Origin of the sequence: Aliiroseovarius sp. F20344, assembly GCF_023016155.1 — a bacterium.
Taxonomy (GTDB): Bacteria; Pseudomonadota; Alphaproteobacteria; order Rhodobacterales; family Rhodobacteraceae; genus Aliiroseovarius.
This window is the reverse complement of sequence record NZ_JALKBG010000008.1, coordinates 510,958-529,680: the sequence shown is the minus strand read 5'-3', so window position 1 is coordinate 529,680 and position 18,723 is coordinate 510,958. Positions and strand designations below refer to the sequence as shown.

The window sequence follows — 18,723 nt, the reverse complement described above, 5'->3', positions numbered from 1 at the left end:
CTTTTCGTTTCAGCTTTCTGCTTTGGGTCCCGCAGTAGGGGGCACCACCTGCTTTTCGGCCTTCCGTGCCGCACGGCGCGCAAACAGGCCCGTTCCAGGTCCATCCTCGCCATACCATTCCTCGTTCCGGGTGGCGTACATGGTTGCGCCAATCGCCACGAAGGCCAGCGTCGCGCCTGCAAGCAGCGCGTAATCGGTGGAATAGAGGATCAGATAGAGAACCGCATAAAGCAGCACCAACATGCCCCCAAGCACCCACGTGCGGGATCCCATTTTAAGGGCAAACCTGCCAAACAGAACCAAAAGCAATATCAGCGCAGCGGCAGACCCAAGATACGCCATCGAGAAACCGATCTGTTCGGCATAGGCCAGCATGAGCAGCGTAAAGACAGCTTGCGACAGGCCAATCAATAGGTATTGCACCGGATGCACAGGCCGTTTGCTTTGCATGTCCATCAGCAGAACGGTTAGGAAGGTCAGCGACACGAAAAGAATGCCATAGCGCGCCGCGCGCCATGCCTTTTGATAGAAATCATTGGGTTGATAGAAGCGTACGCCGAAGGATGTATCCCGACGAGAGATCGGTTCATGATCTATGCGCGAGATTTGCGGCAGGCTGCGCGCCAGATGTGGGATCGACCAGTTGGCGGTAAATCCAGTGTCCGAGATTTCTGACCCATCAGGCAAGAACGCCCCGCTGAAGCTGGGATCTGGCCAGTCGCTTTTCATCTGGATCGTGCTGGATCGCCCGACGGGTGAGACGCGCAACTCTGCCGCGCCGTTGAAGCCCAGGATTAGATCAAAGCTGGACTGATCTTTGCCCCCCGGCAGTGCCGCAGAAAGGCCAGCCGTTCCGCCAAGCGGTTCAAGGAGTATTTCCTGCCCCTCAGACATCAGGCTGGCTTCGCCGCGCAACGCCCGATTTGAACTGACGGTCAGGCGCAACGTTGCCTCATCCCAAACGGCAAACTCACCCTCGCCCAGCGTGGCCTCAACCCGGTCAAACGGGAACTCGGTCACGATCTTGGCTTTGGCCTGATACACCGGCACCTGAAAAATCCCGCGGTGACGCATTTGCGTTTCCGAGGACAGTTGGACGTCAAAAAGATCGGGATACACATAAAGCGGTTCGCGGTTCTCAATCCGCTCTTCTTCCACCAGTTTTTGCAGGTTCTTGCCTGTCTCAGTATCGCGCATGACCAAGCCGGTGGCCTCGTCGATCACATTGCGCAGCTCGGTCACTTTGACCCGCGCATTGACTGGAATAATAACCTGCGGGCCAGAGATCGTTTGCTCGCCGCCCCATTCCTGCCCAACGGACCGGATGGTGTCTTCAGAATAGTGCCGTCGTGAATTCACGATATCCGACACCATCATCAGGGGAATAAACATAACAAGGCACAAAACACCGACGATAATAAAACGCCAACCAAGGGACCGCATGGGAACCTCCTTCAACTATGTTGAACACAGGTTAGTGCGGTCACTCGAAGGTGCAAGGGACGGAATACCTTAGCGCCCGTGGCTGCCCTCATATCCATTGCGCATCGGCGGTTCCCAGCCGATCAAGGCGTCTTTTTCGGGCGCAAATACCTCGACCAGCAAAGGGTAGCATGCGGCCTCGTCCGAGCTGTGCTCAGAAGAACAATCCCCGCCCGGACACGCACTTAGCGCGCCGAGAAGGTCAATTTCGGCAAAGAACTCAAGGTAGTCGCCCGGACGCACAGGGCTGGCTTTCATAAAGTATTGGCCGGTGTCGCGCGTGAAGCCTGTACACATGAAAACGTTTAACACGTCATGCACATGGGTTTCCGCTTCAGCCAAAGAACAGCCAAGGTGATCGGCCAAGGCGCGCGTCAGGTTTGAATGGCAGCAATGATGATACTGACCGCCTGACAAAAGGTTGTGTGTGTAGGGATCGCAGCGTGTACCAATCACGTCATGCACGGACCCGCCAAAGTCGTCGAACCCGTACCAATCCAGCGTATCATCGGTGATGGTAGCCATCGGGCGCAGGTTGGGATGACTTGTCCACATCCGATCTGAAGTGCTTAAATGTGTGCCATGAAGGGCGCGAGTCTTGCCTGAATAGAACCTTTCGCCCAAATCATCGACGTTCCACAGGTTCAGGTCGCCAACCTGCGGACCGTCAACGGAAGAGATGCGGAAGAACTGCCCTGCATGCACCTGAAAGGTCTTTGCATCCCGTGCTGGAACCAAAACTTCGTCCACCTTTCGCGCAGTTTCGCGAGCATTGCGGTAAAGCGCCATGGGCGGTGGCGTAAGGCTGTCCACTGGATAGCAGATCACGGGTTTAACAGCGCGGCGTTGTTCCGCATCTGCAGGGGCTTCATGCTGTGAAATCTTTGGTTTCATTTTCCCACTCCCGTTGACTGGAGGCATCAAGACACGGGGATGTTTCCAGAGCAATAGCGCAGGCGACAATTGACAAGCACGCAGCGGCTTGCAAATTGGGAAACAGAAGGAACATCAGATGAAACTTGCCTATGTGATCGCGCCCGGACGGGGCACAACCAATTTGCTTTTAGCCGGCGTTGCCGAAGCCCTTTCCGAGAAGGGTTTGAAGCTTTGCGGCACGGTTCAGCTGGATACCGAACGGGCCGAAGAGCATCATTGCGATATGGATGTGCTGGTCCTGCCGGACGGCCCCAAAATCCGCATCAGTCAGTATCTCGGCGCGAATGCACGGGGGTGTAAGCTGAACCCGGAGGCACTGGAAACGGCCGTCGCAACGACCGAAGCGCGTCTTAAGGAGGGTGCTGATCTTCTGTTGGTCAACAAGTTCGGCAAGCAAGAGGCCGAAGGCCGTGGCTTTCGTGAGGCGGTCGGACTGGCGTTGGCAGACGATATCCCTGCGATCATCGGGCTAAGCGAAGGGTCTCGCGATGCGTTTATGGAGTTCGTTGGCGAGGCGGTGGCGTTGGAGCCGCAGCATGACGCCATATTGCACTGGGTCATGAATGCCGTTGACGCGGCAGATGGCCAAAAAACTTCCTAAAACCAATAACAAAGATGGATTGACCTATGACCCGACAGGTGTTTGCCGGTGCACCCAAGCATTCAACTTATGATGTTGTCATTGTGGGTGGGGCCATCATGGGATCGTCGGTGGCTTGGTGGCTTTCGCGGGACCCGGATTTTAATGGGCGCATTCTGGTGATCGAACGTGACCCAAGCTTTGCACAGTGTTCCACCGCGCATACAAATTCCTGTATCCGCCAGCAATTCTCGGAACCTCTGAATGTTCAGATTTCTCAGTTCACGCTGGAGTTCATCAAGGACCTGCGCGCGCAGATGGGCGGAGATGAGCGGGTTGAGAACCTTAGGGTTCAAGATTTCGGATATCTCTATCTGGCGGACACCGAACAGCGTGCGGAGACGTTAAAAACGACGCAGGCCATGCAATGCAAGCTTGGTGCCTCAACCCGTATTATGACGCGCAACGACCTTGCGGATGCGTATCCGTTTTACAATCTGGATGACATCATTTTGGGCAGCCATGGTGCCAAAGATGAAGGCTATTGGGACGGTGGCGCACTGTTCGACTGGTTCCGGCGCAAGGCGATTGAGGCTGGTGTTGAATACCTCTCGGGCGAGGTCGTCGGGGTCCAGACCTCAGGCGCGCGCGCGACATCCGTGACCCTTGCTGATGGCACAAACATCGGTTGCGGTCAGTTGGTGAACGCGGCTGGCCCTCGCGCTGCAGTGTTCTCAAAGATGGCTGGATTGGACGTTCCGATTGAACCCCGCAAACGGTTCACATGGGTGGTCAGTGCCGCTGATCCACTGGATCGCCCCCTGCCCCTGACCGTTGATCCAAGCGGTATCCATTTCCGTCAAGACGGGCCGGAAACCTACATGATTGGAGCCGCCTCGGAAGATGATGTCGCCGTCACGCCGGACGATTTCCACATGGATCACAGCATCTGGGAAACCCATGTCTGGCCCCATGTGGCGACGCGGATCCCGCAGTTTGAGGCGCTAAAGATCGTCACCGAATGGGCCGGGCATTATGCCTATAACACGCTGGATCAGAACGCTGTTCTTGGACCCCATCCCGAGCTAGAAAACTTCTTTTTTATCAATGGATTCTCAGGCCACGGGCTGCAACAGGCTCCGGCCATGGGGCGCGGATTGACCGAACTGATCACCCATGGCGGTTATCGCAGCATGGACCTGTCACCGTTTGGGTATGAGCGGATCGTCACCGGCACCCCGTTTGGCGAGCGCGCCGTGATCTAATCAGCCGCGATGCGCACCGTCGGCCAGTGATTTGACGAATGCCAGAATGTCAGCAACGGGCTCGCCCGCGCCGATTTTCGACACGATGGCCGATCCAACCACGGTGCCGTCGGCCACGCTTGCAATCGCTTCGGCCTTTTCGGGTGTGTTCACGCCGAAGCCGACAATCACTGGAATATCCGTGGCTGATTTGATGCGTGCCACTTCAGGGCCAACATTGCCGGCCTGTGCCTCGGCGGACCCAGTCACGCCGGTGACAGACACGTAATACACAAAGCCCGAGGTGTTCTGTAGCACCTTCGGCAAACGCTTGTCATCGGTAGTCGGGGTCGCCAGACGGATGAAATTCAGGCCCGCTTTCTGCGCAGGGATGCACAGCTCGTCATCTTCTTCGGGCGGCAGGTCCACCACGATCAGGCCGTCAACGCCGGCGGCGTTTGCATCGACCAGAAACTTATCTACGCCGCGATTGTAGATCGGATTGTAATAGCCCATCAAAACAATTGGCGTCGTGTCATCTTTCTTGCGAAACTCAGCAGCCATATCCAGCGTCTTTTGCAGCGTCATACCTGCACCAAGCGCGCGCTGACCGGCCAGCTGAATGGTCGGACCATCCGCCATCGGGTCGGTGAAGGGCACACCCAACTCAATCACGTCCACACCGGCTGCGGGCAGACCTTTCATCACTTCAAGCGAAGTTTCCACATCAGGATCACCGCCCATGATGTAGGCAACAAAGGCTTTCTGGCCCTTTTCCTTAAGCGCGGCAAACTTGGCGTCAATGCGAGTCATGCGTGATCCCCTTCTTGGTCCAGCCCGGTTTGCCCAAGCGCGACGGGAAAATCAATGGCTCACTGATAATCGCTGTCCGCCATAATCATCCAACGTACGCCAAACTTGTCGGTCAACGTTCCGAACAAAGAAGTCCAGAACATGGGCGACAAAGGCATGCGGACTTCACCGCCCTCAGCCAAAGCGTCAAAGACGCGGCGCGTTTCGTCGTCGCCCGCGAGTGAGACACATACATTGCACCCCGCCATTTCGGGTGTTTCACCGCTCGGGTCATCGCTTGCAAACAGCCAGCCGTCTCCGATGGCCAATCCGGCATGCATCACCGCATCGTCGGCGACACCCGGCATTTGGGCACGATCTTCTTCGGGCATGTCCTTGAACGACATGATCTCGGGCGCGTTGCCGAAAATCTCGCCATAGCGGGTCATTGCCGCTCGTGCTTGGTCTTTGAAAAACATATAGGGAATAGGTTGCATCAGTCATCCTCCTCCATTTCATACCTTCCCACTCCACCACGCTTGCGCCCAGCCTGTCAAAGCCCTAGAACGCGCGAGTGTTTCAACGACGGAGGCCGTGATGGGTTTCAAGATGGGTATCGTGGGTCTGCCAAATGTGGGCAAATCGACGCTTTTCAATGCGCTGACCAAAACGGCTGCTGCGCAAGCCGCCAACTTCCCCTTCTGTACCATCGAACCCAATGTGGGCGAAGTAAACGTGCCCGATCCGCGCCTTTATAAACTGGCCGAGATCGCGTCGTCGAAAGAAATCATCCCCGCACGCATGACCTTTGTGGACATTGCCGGTCTGGTGAAAGGTGCATCCAAAGGCGAAGGGCTAGGCAACCAGTTCCTGGCCAATATCCGCGAAGTGGATGCCATCGCTCACGTGCTGCGCTGCTTTGATGATGGAGACGTGACCCATGTCGAAGGTCGTGTAAACCCGGTCGAAGACGCCGAAGTGATCGAAACCGAGCTGATGCTCGCCGATCTTGAAAGCATCGAAAAGCGCCTGCAGAACATCGTGCGCAAGGTGCGCGGTGGCGACAAAGAGGCCGTTCAGCAGGAACGCCTAATGCAAGCCGCCAAAGCCGCATTGGAAGAAGGTCGCCCGGCCCGTACTGTCGACGTCGACGACGAGGACCGCAAGCAGTGGAACATGCTTCAGCTTCTGACCTCGAAAAAGATCCTATATGTTTGCAACGTGGACGAAGGCGACGCGGCCACTGGCAACGCCTACTCTGAAGCGGTCGAGAAGATGGCTGCTGAACAGGGTGCGGCCTCGGTCGTGATCTCGGCCAAGATCGAGGAAGAGATCAGCCAGCTTGATGCAGACGATATGGAGATGTTCCTGGAAGAGCTTGGCCTGAAAGAGGCTGGCCTCGATCGCCTGATCCGCGCCGGCTATGAGCTTTTGCATCTGGAAACCTACTTCACTGTCGGCCCGAAAGAGGCCCGCGCCTGGACGATCAAAGAAGGCACCATGGCCCCACAAGCTGCCGGGGTGATTCACGGTGATTTCGAACGCGGATTCATCCGGGCCGAGACCATTGCCTATGACGATTATGTCGAACTGGGCGGCGAAGGACCCGCGAAAGAAGCGGGAAAAATGCGCGCCGAAGGTAAGGGTTACACCGTGAAAGATGGCGACGTTCTGCACTTCCTGTTCAACGCCTAACCCCTTTTAAACACGGAATTTCAGAAGCCGTAGCGAAAACGCTGCGGCTTTTTCTGTTGTGTGAACCCCAAACTCACACTCGGCAAACGCAGCCATCCACTTTCAACTCAACTATTTTACCATCTGGTAAAATTTTTAAATCTATGCCTTACTGAAGTGACCAAAGCCAACAACAGGAAGTAGCTATGGCACATATCAACAGGGAAAACGGCGTTGCAGCCGGGCGGCTAGACCCGACGCAAGTTGCCGACAACTTTACGGACCTTCACCCGGAATATGACGAACACGAAGCACTGGTTGCCGCGGATCGATGCTATTTCTGCCACGATGCGCCGTGCATGACCGCCTGCCCGACCTCGATCGATATTCCATTGTTCATCCGACAGATCGCCACGGGTACGCCCGAGGCGGCTGCGAAGACCATTCTGGAGCAAAATATCCTCGGCGGCATGTGCGCCCGCGTCTGCCCGACCGAGACACTCTGCGAAGAGGTTTGCGTACGCGAAACCGCAGAAGGCAAGCCAGTCGAGATCGGCCGTCTTCAGCGCTATGCAACCGACACCGTTATGGCGGCAAACACGCACCCATTCACCCGCGCCGACAAAACCGGAAAATCAGTTGCTGTCGTTGGTGCTGGTCCCGCAGGTCTGTCCTGCGCGCATCGTCTGGCCATGCTCGGCCATGACGTCGTAGTGTTTGAAGCGCGCGCCAAAGGGGGCGGCCTGAACGAATTCGGCATCGCCGCCTATAAATCCACCGACGACTTCGCCCAGCGCGAGTTGGATTGGCTTCTGTCCATTGGTGGGATCGACATCCGATATAGCCAAGGCCTTGGCAATGGGGTCACGCTGGACGCGCTGCAAAGCGACTTCGACGCGGTTTTCCTTGGCATGGGGCTTTCTGCTGTGAATGCCTTGGGGATGGAAGGCGAGGACAAAGACAACGTCTCGGACGCGGTTGAGTTCATTGCAGACCTGCGACAGGCCAGCGACCTGACCACCCTGCCCGTTGGGCGCCGCGTGGTTGTCATCGGTGGCGGCATGACCGCGATTGATGCGGGCGTTCAAGCCAAGCTGTTGGGCGCGGAAGACGTCACAATCGTTTACCGTCGTGGGCAAGAGGCGATGGCAGCCTCGGAATTCGAACAGGATCTGGCGCAGCAAAAAGGTGTCACGCTTATCTGCAATGCCACCCCCGTTGGGATCGAGGGCAACGGATCGCTGACCGGCGTCACCTTTGCCTACACCGAAACCCAAAACGGCAAGCTGGTCACATTGGACGAGACCTTCACCCTGCCGGCTGATCAGCTGTTTAAAGCCATCGGTCAGAAACTGGGCGACACACCTGATGCGCTTGCGTTGGACGGGGGCAAAATTGCCGTCGACGACACCCAACGCACCAGCGCCAAAGGCGTCTGGGCTGGGGGCGATTGCGCCACGGGTGGGGATGACCTGACCGTCACCGCTGTTGCCGAGGGTCGCGATGCGGCCATGGATATTCACGCTACATTGATGGGAGCAAGCTAATGGCCGATCTGACATCAAACTTTCTTGGAATTTCTTCTCCCAACCCGTTCTGGCTGGCTTCGGCCCCGCCGACAGACAAAGAATATAACGTCCGTCGCGCGTTTGAGGCTGGCTGGGGCGGCGTGGTTTGGAAGACCCTTGGGTCGGAAGGCCCGCCCGTCGTCAATGTGAACGGCCCGCGCTACGGTGCCATACACGGGGCCGATCGGCGCCTTTTGGGTCTTAACAATATCGAACTGATCACCGATCGCCCGCTTGAGGTGAACCTTGAGGAAATGACCCGCGTGAAAAAGGACTATCCTGATCACGCGCTGATCGCCTCGGTCATGGTGCCGTGCGAGGAAGCCGCGTGGAAAGAGATCATCCCACGCATCGCAGAGACCGGCTGTGACGGGTTCGAACTCAATTTCGGGTGCCCGCATGGTATGGCCGAACGCGGCATGGGATCCGCTGTGGGTCAGGTGCCCGAGTATATCGAGATGGTGACCCGCTGGTGTAAAGCCGCGACCGACCTGCCGGTGATCGTGAAGCTGACACCGAACATCACCAACATTCTGATGCCCGCTCAAGCGGCGAAGGATGGCGGGGCGGATGCAGTCAGCCTGATCAACACGATCAACTCGATCACCTCCGTGAACCTAGACGCTATGTCGCCCGAGCCAATGATCGACGGCAAAGGCACGCATGGCGGTTATTGCGGCCCGGCGGTGAAACCCATCGCCCTGAACATGGTGGCCGAGATCGCCCGCAACCCCGGCACGCATGGCCTGCCCATTTCAGGCATTGGCGGCGTGACCACATGGCGTGACGCGGCGGAGTTCATGGCGCTTGGTGCGGGCAACGTGCAGGTCTGCACCGCCGCGATGACCTATGGCTTCAAAGTGGTGCAAGAGATGATCTCGGGCCTCAGCCAATGGATGGACGAACAGGGCTACAGCTCGATTGACGAAGTCATCGGGCGCGCTGTTCCGAATGTCACTGACTGGCAGTATCTAAACCTGAACCACGTCACCAAAGCGCGGATCAGCCAAGAGGATTGCATCAAATGTGGTCGGTGTTATGCCGCTTGCGAAGACACCTCGCATCAGGCAATCAGCATGTCAGAAGATCGGGTTTTTGACGTGAAAGACGACGAATGCGTTGCTTGCAACCTGTGCGTCAATGTCTGCCCCGTTGAAGGCTGTATCACGATGGAAACCATCGCGCCCGGCGCAATGGATGAACGGACCGGAAAGCCTGTTGCGGATGAGTATGCGAACTGGACAACCCACCCCAACAACCCCAGCTCAGCCGCTGCGGAGTAAAAACCCTTCGGCCCTGCCGCCCGCGTGGCAGGGCCATTTGGCGATGCTCAGCTTTTCGATGCTGGTATCGCTGTCCTTCACCTTTGGACATATCGTAGCGCGCGACATGGCCCCTGCGGCACTGAGCACCGTACGCTTTGCCTTGGCCGCGTTGCTGCTGATGGCCGTCGCAAAGGCGATGCGCGTGCCAATTACCCCGGTGTTCCACCGCTTCTGGCGCTTCGGGCTGATGGGCGGGTTGATGGCCGTCTATTTCATCACGATGTTCGAGGCCCTGCGTGTAACTTCTGCCGTATCAACTGCCGCCGTATTCACCCTGACCCCGCTGATGGCGGCTGGGTTCGGCTATGTCATCGCCCGCCAATATGCCAGTCGCTGGACCCTGATTGCCCTGACCATCGGAGCTATAGGTGCCATCTGGGTGATCTTCCGTGCCGACTTGAACGCACTTTTGCGGTTCGAAATCGGCTTTGGTGAAGCCCTTTTCACGCTTGGAGCCTTCGCACACGCCATGGTCCCAGCGCTCGCCCGCAAGCTGGCCCATGATGTGAAACCTGTGCAGACCTCGATCGGGACCATTCTGGGGGCGCTGGTCGTCACGGCAATCTACGGCGCGCCCGACCTGATTGCGACGGACTATGCCGCCCTGCGCCCTGCGGTTTGGCTGGTGATCATCTATCTGGCCGTTGCCGCCACCGCCGGGTCATTCTTCCTGCTGCAATACGCCGCCCAACGCCTGCCCGCGGGCAAAGTCATGGCCTACACCTATCTGGTGCCCAGCTGGGTGGTGCTGTGGGATCTGCTGCTGCATGGCAAGACCCAGCCGCTGATGCTGCTTTTGGGGGTCGGCGCAACACTACTGGCGTTGCTTATGCTGCTTAAGGCCGAAGCGTCCTAATCAACATATCCTTGATGAAAGCTTCTGCATCCTCGAACCGGGTGGCCGAGCGATCTGGCCCCAGAACCGAGCGTACCTGCACATCGAAATCTGCATAGTGCTGCGTCATCGCCCAGATCGAAAAGATCAGGTGATGCGGGTCGAGCGGCGCCAGTTTTCCTGCATCCATCCAACCCTGAATTATGGCGGATTTTTCATCAACCAGTGCCTTCAGCTCTGAGGGCAGCACGTCCCCCAATCGCGGAGCTCCATGCAGGATTTCGGTCGCGAACAGGCGGCTCTCACGCGGCATATCGCGCGACATTTGCACCTTGCGCGACACATAGGTCAGGATCTCGTCCAGCGGATCGCCGTCCGCTGACATATCACGCAGTGGCTGCACCCACACCTCAAGCAGGCTTTCCAAAAGCTCTGCATAGATCGCGTCTTTGCCGTTGAAGTAGTAAACCACGTTCTGCTTGGACAGCCCGGCAGCTTTAGCAACTTGTTCTAACGTCGCGCCACGCAACCCTTTTTCCGAGAACACGTCCAGCGCAGCCTCAAATATCGCCTGCCGCTTTTCCAACTGATTGCGCGTCTTGCGCGCTGTTGTCCCCGCCCGCGCCATTACGCGTCCCCATGCTTTTCAACGCCACGCAGAAGCAGGTCTTTCACCGCCGTTTTGGACTCGACCCACTGGCGGTTCGTCAGCTCGACCCCTTCGTTCAACGTAGTAATCTGGTGGGTAAAATCTGCATAGTGCTGTGTCGTCGCCCAGATCGCATAGAGCAGATGACGCGCACTAATCGGGCGGATCTTTCCGTGTTCAATCCATGCCTCGATCACCACAATCCGATCTTCGGTCCAAGACCGCAGTTCGTCTTCCAGATAATCCTGCACAATCGGCGCGCGCTGAATGATTTCATTCGCCCAGACCTTCGAGCCATAGGGCCGCGTGCGCGCCAGATCCAGCTTCGTGTCGATATAGTCGCCCAGCGCTTGAATCGGGTCATTGTCGATGGTGATGCTGTCGGCCGCCGCACGCCAGATATCAAAGATCTCGCCCACCACGCGTCGATACAGAAGCTCTTTGGTCTCAAAATAATAGACCACGTTCGACTTCGGAATGCCCGCCTGCGCCGCGATCCTGCTGATCGAGGCTCCGGCATATCCGAACTCGGCAAACACGCGTTCAGCAGCGGTTAGAATCCGCGCCGTCACCTCTTGCCGATTGCGGCTTTGAATGCCTTCTGTCGCCATACTTACGTCAACACTTCACACCTAAGTTCTGCGTAGAATTAACGCAGTTCTTTACCTTTTCGCACGAGATTTCGTCAGAAAACAGAACAATTCGCACGATCGGTCAGAAAAATGTTGACCGATCGTGCAGAAATCATCCAGCCTAATGATCAAGACGGAATCTAAATTCCGCGAACACATTCATGTGTACCCAAAGGGAGATGAATATGACCAATCGCAAAAACCTGCGCATCAATCCTGATCGGCTGTGGGACAGCCTGATGGAGATGGCAAAGATTGGCCCCGGCATCGCGGGCGGCAACAATCGCCAAACCCTGACCGATGAAGACGCCGAGGGCCGCGCGCTGTTTCAGACATGGTGCGAAGCCGCGGGCATGACCATGGGCGTGGATACGATGGGCAATATGTTTGCCACCCGCCCCGGCGAAGACCCCGACGCCCTTCCCGTCTATATGGGGTCGCACCTAGATACCCAGCCCACTGGCGGCAAATATGACGGCGTTTTGGGCGTGCTGGGCGGGCTGGAAGCCGTCCGCACGATGAACGACCTGAACGTCAAAACAAAACATCCGATTGTCATCGCCAACTGGACCAACGAAGAAGGTACGCGCTTTGCGCCGGCCATGCTGGCCTCGGGCGTGTTCGCGGGCAAACACACGCAAGACTGGGCCTACGATCGCGAAGATGCCGAGGGCAAAAAGTTCGGCGATGAGCTGAAGCGCATCGGCTGGGTTGGTGACGAAGAAGTCGGCGCGCGCAAGATGCACGCAATGTTCGAGCTACACATCGAACAAGGCCCCATTCTGGAGGCCGAAGGCAAAGACATCGGCGTTGTCACTCATGGTCAAGGTCTTAACTGGCTGGAAGTGACCATTGTGGGCAAGGAAAGCCACACGGGTTCGACCCCTATGCCGATGCGGATCAACGCAGGGCGCGGTTTGGCGCTGATCACCGAACTGGTCCACGAGATCGCGATGAAGCACCAACCCAACGCAGTGGGGGCCATCGGACATATCGACGTCTATCCAAACTCGCGCAACATCATCCCCGGCAAGGTCGTCTGCACCGTCGATTTCCGCTCGCACCTGCAAGAGGTGATCGACGCAATGATCGCCGAGTTTGACGAACGCGCGCCGAAGCTTTGCGAAGGTATCGGCGTTGAGATGAGCTGGGAAATGGTCGGCACCTTCGACCCGCCCGCCTTTGACGAGACCTGCGTGAAAGCGGTCCGCGATGCTGCGGAAGAGCTAGGCTATAGCCACATGGATATCGTCTCCGGCGCGGGCCACGACGCCTGCTGGATCAACGAGGTTTACCCAACCGCGATGATCATGTGCCCCTGTGTGGATGGTCTAAGCCACAACGAGGCCGAGGATATTTCCAAGGAATGGGCAGCGGCGGGCGCGGATGTGCTGATGCATGCGGTGTTGGAAACGGCGGAGATTGTGGAGTGATTTTGCGAATAGATGTCGGGAAGGTTTCCTCGTGGAAGGACTTTCATGACCTGTTTGCACGCGAACTTGGTTTTCCGGAGCTCTATGGTCGGAACATGGATGCTTGGATTGACTGCATGACCTCTTTGGACGACCCAGAATACGGGCTAACGGCTACGCATGTAGAGCCAGGAAAAACAGTTACGCTCTATATTGAGAATGCTGCCAAACTGAAATCTGCCCAACCTCAGATTTGGGATGCGCTGACCGAGTGCTCGACGTTCGTGAATTTAAGTCGGATAGACGTTGATCTGCCACCAGTACTGTCGCTGGCATTTCAGATTTAGGGAGAGACAAAATGACCAAAGTCATCAAAAACGGAACCGTCGTCACGGCGGACCTCACTTATAAAGCAGACGTCCTTGTCGAAAACGGCAAGATCATCGAGATCGGGCCGGACCTGAAGGGCGACGAAGTGCTCGACGCCACAGGGTGCTATGTCATGCCCGGCGGGATCGACCCGCACACGCACCTCGAAATGCCGTTCATGGGCACCTATTCCTCGGACGATTTCGAAAGTGGGACGCGGGCGGCGTTGGCGGGCGGCACCACGATGGTCGTGGATTTTGCCCTTCCCAACCAAGGCGAAAGCCTGCTGGACGCGCTGAAACGGTGGGATAACAAATCGACCCGCGCGAACTGCGACTACTCCTTCCACATGGCCGTAACATGGTGGGGTGAACAAGTGTTTGACGACATGAAAACCGTTGTGCAGGAGCGCGGCATAAACACATTCAAGCACTTCCTCGCTTATAAAGGCGCGCTGATGGTGAATGACGACGAGCTTTTCGCCTCGTTCAACCGTCTGGCGGAACTCGGCGCGACCCCGATGGTCCATGCAGAAAACGGCGACGTGGTGGCGGAACTGTCGGCCAAACTGCTGGCCGAGGGCAATACCGGGCCAGAAGCACATGCCTATTCGCGCCCCTCTCAAGTCGAAGGTGAAGCCACAAACCGCGCGATCATGATCGCAGACATGGCCGGCGCGCCGCTGTATGTGGTGCATGTGTCCTGCGAGGAAAGCCACGAAGCCATCCGGCGTGCCCGCATGCAGGGCAAGCGCGTTTGGGGCGAGCCGCTGATCCAGCATTTGACGCTGGATGAAAGCGAGTATTTCAACAAGGATTGGGACCACGCCGCGCGCCGCGTGATGTCTCCGCCTTTCCGCAACAAGCAGCACCAAGACAGCCTGTGGGCCGGTCTGCAATCGGGCAGCCTGTCTGTGGTTGCCACCGATCACTGCGCCTTCACGACCGAACAGAAACGCTATGGCGTGGGCGACTTCACCAAGATCCCGAACGGGACGGGTGGGCTTGAGGATCGGATGCCGATGCTTTGGACCAATGGCGTGGCCACGGGCCGCCTAACGATGAACGAATTTGTCGCCGTGACCTCGACCAACATCGCGAAGATCCTGAACTGCTACCCGAAGAAGGGCGCAGTGCTGGTAGGCGCGGATGCGGACCTTGTGGTTTGGGATCCTGAAAAGGAAAAGACCATCGCCGCGGACAGCCAGCAATCGGCCATCGACTACAACGTGTTTGAAGGTCACAAGGTCAAAGGCCTGCCACGCTTCACGCTTTCTCGCGGACAGGTCGCTGTGCATGACGGCGAAATCCGCACGCAAGAAGGCCACGGCAAGTTCGTCGAGCGCGAACCGAATGCCACCGTCAACACAGCGCTGTCGAAGTGGAAAGAGCTGACGGCTCCGCAACCAGTCAAACGCACCGGCATTCCGGCAACAGGGGTCTGACATTGACTACAGAAACGGCGATCAAGGCCGAGAATCTCTCGCTGACCTTTCAGACCAATGACGGGCCGGTACATGCGTTGAAGGACGTGTCTCTTGATATCAACAAGGGCGACTTCGTCAGCTTCATCGGCCCGTCGGGCTGTGGGAAAACCACATTTTTGCGCTGCATGGCGGATCTCGAAGAGCCCACAGGCGGCTCGATCACCGTCAATGGCGTGTCTGCGCGCGAGGCGCGCAAATCGCGCGCCTATGGCTATGTGTTCCAGCATGCCGGCCTGTATCCATGGCGCACGATTGGCAAGAATGTCCGCCTGCCGCTTGAAATCATGGGCTACCCAAAAGAAGACCAAGACGAACGGATCAAGCGCGTGTTGGAGCTGGTTGACCTGGCGGGCTTTGAAAAGAAGTTCCCGTGGCAATTGTCGGGCGGCATGCAGCAACGGGCCTCGATCGCCCGTGCGCTGGCCTTTGATGCGGATATTCTGTTGATGGACGAACCGTTCGGTGCGCTGGACGAGATCGTGCGCGATCACCTGAACGAGCAGCTTTTGCAGCTTTGGGCCAAGACCGAAAAGACGATTGCGTTTGTCACCCACTCGATCCCCGAGGCCGTGTATCTGTCGACCAAGATCGTGGTTATGTCACCGCGCCCCGGTCGGATTTCGGACGTGATCGAAAATCCGCTGCCCAAAGACCGACCCTTGGACATTCGCGACACGCAAGAGTTTCTGGACGTTGCCCACAGGGTCCGCGAAGGGCTGCGCGCGGGGCATTCCTATGACTAAAACCGCGCTTTCAGTTCTAACGGTTTTGGCGGCAATCGTCGTCATCTGGTATCTGGCGGTCGCACCGATGAACATTCGCGTGGCGCTGGATCAGGCTGACCGGGCAGGTGAAACCGTCACGCCAGAAACACCCGTAGAACGGCGCGAGGTGTCCAGCTGGACGCTGATGGCAAAGAACAGCAGCCATATCGCGGCGGGTTATGATCTGGACCGGCCAAGGCTGCCGACCCCGACGCAAGTCGGAAAAGAGCTTTGGAAAACCACGGGTGCAATGGTTCTGAAAGGTCGCACATGGTCTAAGCGTTCGTTGATCTATCACGGATGGGTCACGCTTCAATCGACCTTCTGGGGGTTCCTTCTGGGCACCACCATTGGGATCATCGGGGCCATCGCGATCGTGCAATCCCGCGTGATTGAGATGTCCGTGATGCCCTGGGCCATCATCTCGCAAGCGGTTCCGATTGTTGCCCTTGCCCCAATGATAATTGTGCTGTCGTCCCAAGTCGGGATCGAAGGGCGCGGCTTTCCGAAAGCGCTGATCTCATCCTACCTGTGTTTCTTTCCTGTACTCGTCGGGATGGTCAAAGGTCTGCGCTCGCCAACCGGAGAGCAGTTGGACCTTCTGAAAACCTATAGTGCATCCGGTGTGCAACGTTTCCTAAAGCTGCGGCTGCCTGCTTCCCTGCCCTATCTGTTCACATCGCTGAAGATCGGGATTGCGGCAGCACTTGTCGGAGCCATCGTTGGCGAGCTTCCAACAGGAGCCATCAGCGGTCTTGGCGCCCGCATTCTGATCGGGGATCAATTCGGCACCCCGCTTGCCATCTGGTCCGCTCTCTTCGCGGCCGCCATTCTGGCAGGCGTGCTTGTCACACTGATTGATCGGACCCAGCATGTTCTTCTTCGCAAAATGGGGATGCGCTCATGAGCTGGTTGATAATTGCCCTTATCTTTTGGCTGGCCGCATGGGCTGCGAATGTTGCGATGGTGCGCTCAAAATGGGCCGACACGACGCTGGTGCGCTATCTGGTGCCAATCATCTTCGGCTTGACGCTCATCGTCGCGTGGGAGGCCTTGGTTCATGCCTTCAATGTCTCCGCCGCAATTCTTCCCGCCCCGTCTGACGTTGCAGAAACCTTTGCCAAGTCGACCGGCATGTTGTGGGAGGACTTCAAACAAACCGTCCTGAAGGGAGCGCTCCGCGGCTATTTCATCGGTGCGGCGGCAGCCTTTCTTGTCGCTATCCTGATCGACAAGTCGCCCTTCTTGACCCGTGGGCTTCTGCCTATCGGGAACTTCGTCGCAGCTCTTCCCATCGTCGGCGTCGCCCCCATTCTGGTCAGCTGGTTCGGCTTTGATTGGCATTCGAAAGCGGCCGTGGTGGTTGTGATGGTCTTCTTCCCAGTGCTTGTGAACACAGTTCAAGGTTTGCGCGAAACCGATGCGATGATGCGCGACCTGATGAAAACCTATGCGGCTGGCTATTTCTCGACCCTGATCAAGCTGCGCATTCCGGCAGCAATGCCATTCATCTTCAACGGATTGAAAGTTGCCGCGACCTTGGCGCTTATCGGTGCTATCGTGGCGGAGTATTTCGGATCCCCAACCCGCGGCATGGGGTTTCGCATTTCCACAGGCGTCGGCAGCCTGTCCATCGATTTGGTATGGGCTGAAATTGCCGTCGCAGCATTGGCAGGCACAGCGTTTTACGGCGCGGTGGCCTGGATAGAAAAGAAGGTGACGTTCTGGCACCCATCCCAAAGAGGCTGAGTAAACACAACAAAACAAACTAAAAAATGCATTCAACAAGGAGAGAGACATGAAACTCACATCGATGATCAGCGCAGCAGTGCTGGCAGCATCGTCCAGCATGGCAATGGCCGCGGACGAGGTGAAGCTGCAACTGAAATGGGTCACGCAAGCGCAATTTGCGGGCTACTATGTGGCGTTGGAAAACGGCTTCTACACCGAAGAAGATCTGAACGTGACCGTCCTACCCGGTGGTCCGGACATCGCCCCCACGCAGGTGATTGCTGGTGGTGGTGCCGACGTGATTGTTGAATGGATGCCCGCAGCTTTGGCTGCCCGCGAAAAAGGCTTGCCCTTGGTGAACATCGCACAGCCCTTCGCCTCTTCTGGCATGATGCTGACCTGCTGGGGGGACGTTGGAATTTCGTCGCCTGCCGACCTTGCCAACCGCACCCTGGGTGTCTGGTTCTTCGGCAATGAATTCCCATTCATGAGCTGGATGTCACAGCTGGGCATTGCGACGGACGGAGCCAGCGAAACAGGCGTCGAAGTCCTGAAGCAAGGCTTCAACGTCGATCCCCTGCTTCAGCGTCAGGCCGACTGCATCTCGACCATGACTTACAACGAATACTGGCAGGTCATCGATTCCGGTGTAGCGCCAGAAGAGCTTGTGACCTTCAAGTATGAAGACCAGGGCGTCGCCACGTTGGAAGACGGTCTTTACGTCATGGAAGAAAACCTTGGCGATGCCGCCTTCACCGACAAGATGGAGCGCTTCGTGCGCGCCTCGATGAAAGGTTGGAAATGGGCCGAAGAAAACCCGGAAGATGCGGCTATGATCGTTCTGGAATATGATGAAACCGGTGCGCAAACCGAAAAGCATCAGGTTCGCATGATGGGCGAGATTGCCAAGCTGACCGCAGGCTCGGACGGCGCATTGGACGAAGCTGCCTACGCACGCACCGTTGCGACGCTGCTGGGTGGCGGATCGGACCCAGTGATTACGGCTGAGCCATCAGGTGCTTGGACCAGTGCCATTACGGATGCTGCGCTGAAGTAATTCGCTGATATAGAAAAGAAAACGGCGCGCCAATCTGGTGCGCCGTTTGCGTATGGGCAGCTTGTCAGTTGCTTGGTACCCGCGGCCGGACTCGAACCGGCACGGCCTATCCGGCCTAGAGATTTTAAGTCTCCTGTGTCTACCATTCCACCACGCGGGCAAAGCGCTCTTTTCCTAGCGCCAAAGA

Annotated in this window: 19 protein-coding genes and 1 tRNA gene; 13 read left to right on the top strand and 7 right to left on the bottom strand. The window is 57.3% G+C overall.

All coding sequences use genetic code 11. The annotated features are described in order from the left end of the window. Positions 1-9: 9 nt before the first annotated feature. Together creD and MWU55_RS11540 are read right to left on the bottom strand one after the other, a co-directional pair. Positions 10-1,443, bottom strand: a complete 1,434-nt coding sequence (gene creD / locus MWU55_RS11545) for a cell envelope integrity protein CreD (protein WP_246936325.1) — start codon at positions 1,441-1,443, stop codon at positions 10-12. 69 nt (positions 1,444-1,512) lie between these two features. Beyond that, a complete protein-coding gene (locus MWU55_RS11540) occupies positions 1,513-2,376 on the bottom strand; it encodes a DUF1989 domain-containing protein (protein WP_246936324.1) in 864 nt (287 codons plus the stop codon). A gap of 118 nt (positions 2,377-2,494) precedes the next feature. Between MWU55_RS11540 and MWU55_RS11535 the strand changes: the two genes are divergently transcribed. Continuing rightward, the gene (locus MWU55_RS11535) at positions 2,495-3,019 is read left to right on the top strand and encodes a DUF2478 domain-containing protein (RefSeq protein ID WP_246936323.1); all 525 of its coding nucleotides are present in this window, start codon (positions 2,495-2,497) and stop codon (positions 3,017-3,019) included. A 26-nt stretch (positions 3,020-3,045) separates the two neighbouring features. After that, the gene (locus MWU55_RS11530; RefSeq protein WP_246936322.1) at positions 3,046-4,263 is read left to right on the top strand and encodes an FAD-binding oxidoreductase; all 1,218 of its coding nucleotides are present in this window, start codon (positions 3,046-3,048) and stop codon (positions 4,261-4,263) included. On the opposite strand, the gene trpA is transcribed toward MWU55_RS11530, so the two are convergent. Beyond that, on the bottom strand, positions 4,264-5,055 hold the full coding sequence (gene trpA / locus MWU55_RS11525; RefSeq protein ID WP_246936321.1) for a tryptophan synthase subunit alpha: 792 nt from the start codon (positions 5,053-5,055) through the stop codon (positions 4,264-4,266). 59 nt (positions 5,056-5,114) lie between these two features. Continuing rightward, positions 5,115-5,531: a VOC family protein gene (locus tag MWU55_RS11520; RefSeq protein ID WP_246936320.1), complete on the bottom strand. Its 417-nt coding sequence runs from the start codon at positions 5,529-5,531 to the stop codon at positions 5,115-5,117. Between the two features lie 100 nt (positions 5,532-5,631). Here MWU55_RS11520 and ychF point away from each other — a divergent pair, with 100 nt between their 5' ends. The 4 genes from ychF to MWU55_RS11500 all read left to right on the top strand — a co-directional run bounded on the left by ychF (position 5,632) and on the right by MWU55_RS11500 (position 10,457). Further along, positions 5,632-6,729, top strand: a complete 1,098-nt coding sequence (gene ychF, locus MWU55_RS11515; RefSeq protein WP_246936319.1) for a redox-regulated ATPase YchF — start codon at positions 5,632-5,634, stop codon at positions 6,727-6,729. Positions 6,730-6,914: 185 nt separating this feature from the next. Next, positions 6,915-8,255 (top strand): NAD(P)-dependent oxidoreductase, encoded by a 1,341-nt coding sequence (locus MWU55_RS11510; RefSeq protein ID WP_246936318.1) that lies wholly within the window; start codon positions 6,915-6,917, stop codon positions 8,253-8,255. Then, complete coding sequence (preA, locus tag MWU55_RS11505; RefSeq protein ID WP_246936317.1) at positions 8,255-9,559, top strand: NAD-dependent dihydropyrimidine dehydrogenase subunit PreA; 1,305 nt, start codon at positions 8,255-8,257, stop codon at positions 9,557-9,559. The genes MWU55_RS11510 and preA overlap by 1 nt, the downstream gene beginning before the upstream one ends. Before the next feature lie 43 nt (positions 9,560-9,602). Then, positions 9,603-10,457: a DMT family transporter gene (locus MWU55_RS11500; RefSeq protein ID WP_246936316.1), complete on the top strand. Its 855-nt coding sequence runs from the start codon at positions 9,603-9,605 to the stop codon at positions 10,455-10,457. Here MWU55_RS11500 and MWU55_RS11495 read toward each other — a convergent pair. Both MWU55_RS11495 and MWU55_RS11490 read right to left on the bottom strand, forming a co-directional pair. Beyond that, positions 10,438-11,064 (bottom strand): TetR family transcriptional regulator C-terminal domain-containing protein, encoded by a 627-nt coding sequence (locus MWU55_RS11495; protein WP_246936315.1) that lies wholly within the window; start codon positions 11,062-11,064, stop codon positions 10,438-10,440. The two genes, MWU55_RS11500 and MWU55_RS11495, sit on opposite strands and share 20 nt — an antisense overlap. Beyond that, positions 11,064-11,696, bottom strand: coding sequence for a TetR family transcriptional regulator C-terminal domain-containing protein (locus tag MWU55_RS11490; protein WP_246936314.1), 633 nt, complete (start codon positions 11,694-11,696; stop codon positions 11,064-11,066). Before MWU55_RS11490 ends, MWU55_RS11495 begins: the two co-directional genes overlap by 1 nt. A 206-nt stretch (positions 11,697-11,902) precedes the next feature. Here MWU55_RS11490 and MWU55_RS11485 point away from each other — a divergent pair, with 206 nt between their 5' ends. The 7 genes from MWU55_RS11485 to MWU55_RS11455 are packed head-to-tail and all read left to right on the top strand — an operon-like array spanning position 11,903 to position 18,536. Next, positions 11,903-13,150 carry a Zn-dependent hydrolase gene (locus MWU55_RS11485; RefSeq protein WP_246936313.1) on the top strand — a complete coding sequence of 416 codons (1,248 nt, stop codon included), beginning with the start codon at positions 11,903-11,905 and terminating at the stop codon, positions 13,148-13,150. Next, positions 13,147-13,476: a barstar family protein gene (locus tag MWU55_RS11480; RefSeq protein WP_246936312.1), complete on the top strand. Its 330-nt coding sequence runs from the start codon at positions 13,147-13,149 to the stop codon at positions 13,474-13,476. The genes MWU55_RS11485 and MWU55_RS11480 overlap by 4 nt, the downstream gene beginning before the upstream one ends. Positions 13,477-13,487: 11 nt before the next feature. Next, positions 13,488-14,942: a dihydropyrimidinase gene (hydA, locus tag MWU55_RS11475; protein ID WP_246936311.1), complete on the top strand. Its 1,455-nt coding sequence runs from the start codon at positions 13,488-13,490 to the stop codon at positions 14,940-14,942. Positions 14,943-14,944: 2 nt separating this feature from the next. Next, positions 14,945-15,727, top strand: a complete 783-nt coding sequence (locus MWU55_RS11470) for an ABC transporter ATP-binding protein (protein ID WP_246936310.1) — start codon at positions 14,945-14,947, stop codon at positions 15,725-15,727. Further along, positions 15,720-16,655, top strand: coding sequence for an ABC transporter permease subunit (locus MWU55_RS11465; protein ID WP_246936309.1), 936 nt, complete (start codon positions 15,720-15,722; stop codon positions 16,653-16,655). The genes MWU55_RS11470 and MWU55_RS11465 overlap by 8 nt, the downstream gene beginning before the upstream one ends. Further along, entirely contained in the window at positions 16,652-17,497 is an 846-nt protein-coding gene (locus MWU55_RS11460) for an ABC transporter permease (RefSeq protein ID WP_246936308.1), read from the top strand. The genes MWU55_RS11465 and MWU55_RS11460 overlap by 4 nt, the downstream gene beginning before the upstream one ends. A gap of 49 nt (positions 17,498-17,546) precedes the next feature. Then, positions 17,547-18,536 carry an ABC transporter substrate-binding protein gene (locus MWU55_RS11455; protein ID WP_246936307.1) on the top strand — a complete coding sequence of 330 codons (990 nt, stop codon included), beginning with the start codon at positions 17,547-17,549 and terminating at the stop codon, positions 18,534-18,536. 73 nt (positions 18,537-18,609) lie between these two features. On the opposite strand, the gene MWU55_RS11450 is transcribed toward MWU55_RS11455, so the two are convergent. Next, positions 18,610-18,696 (bottom strand) — tRNA-Leu (locus MWU55_RS11450). Positions 18,697-18,723 lie beyond the last annotated feature (27 nt).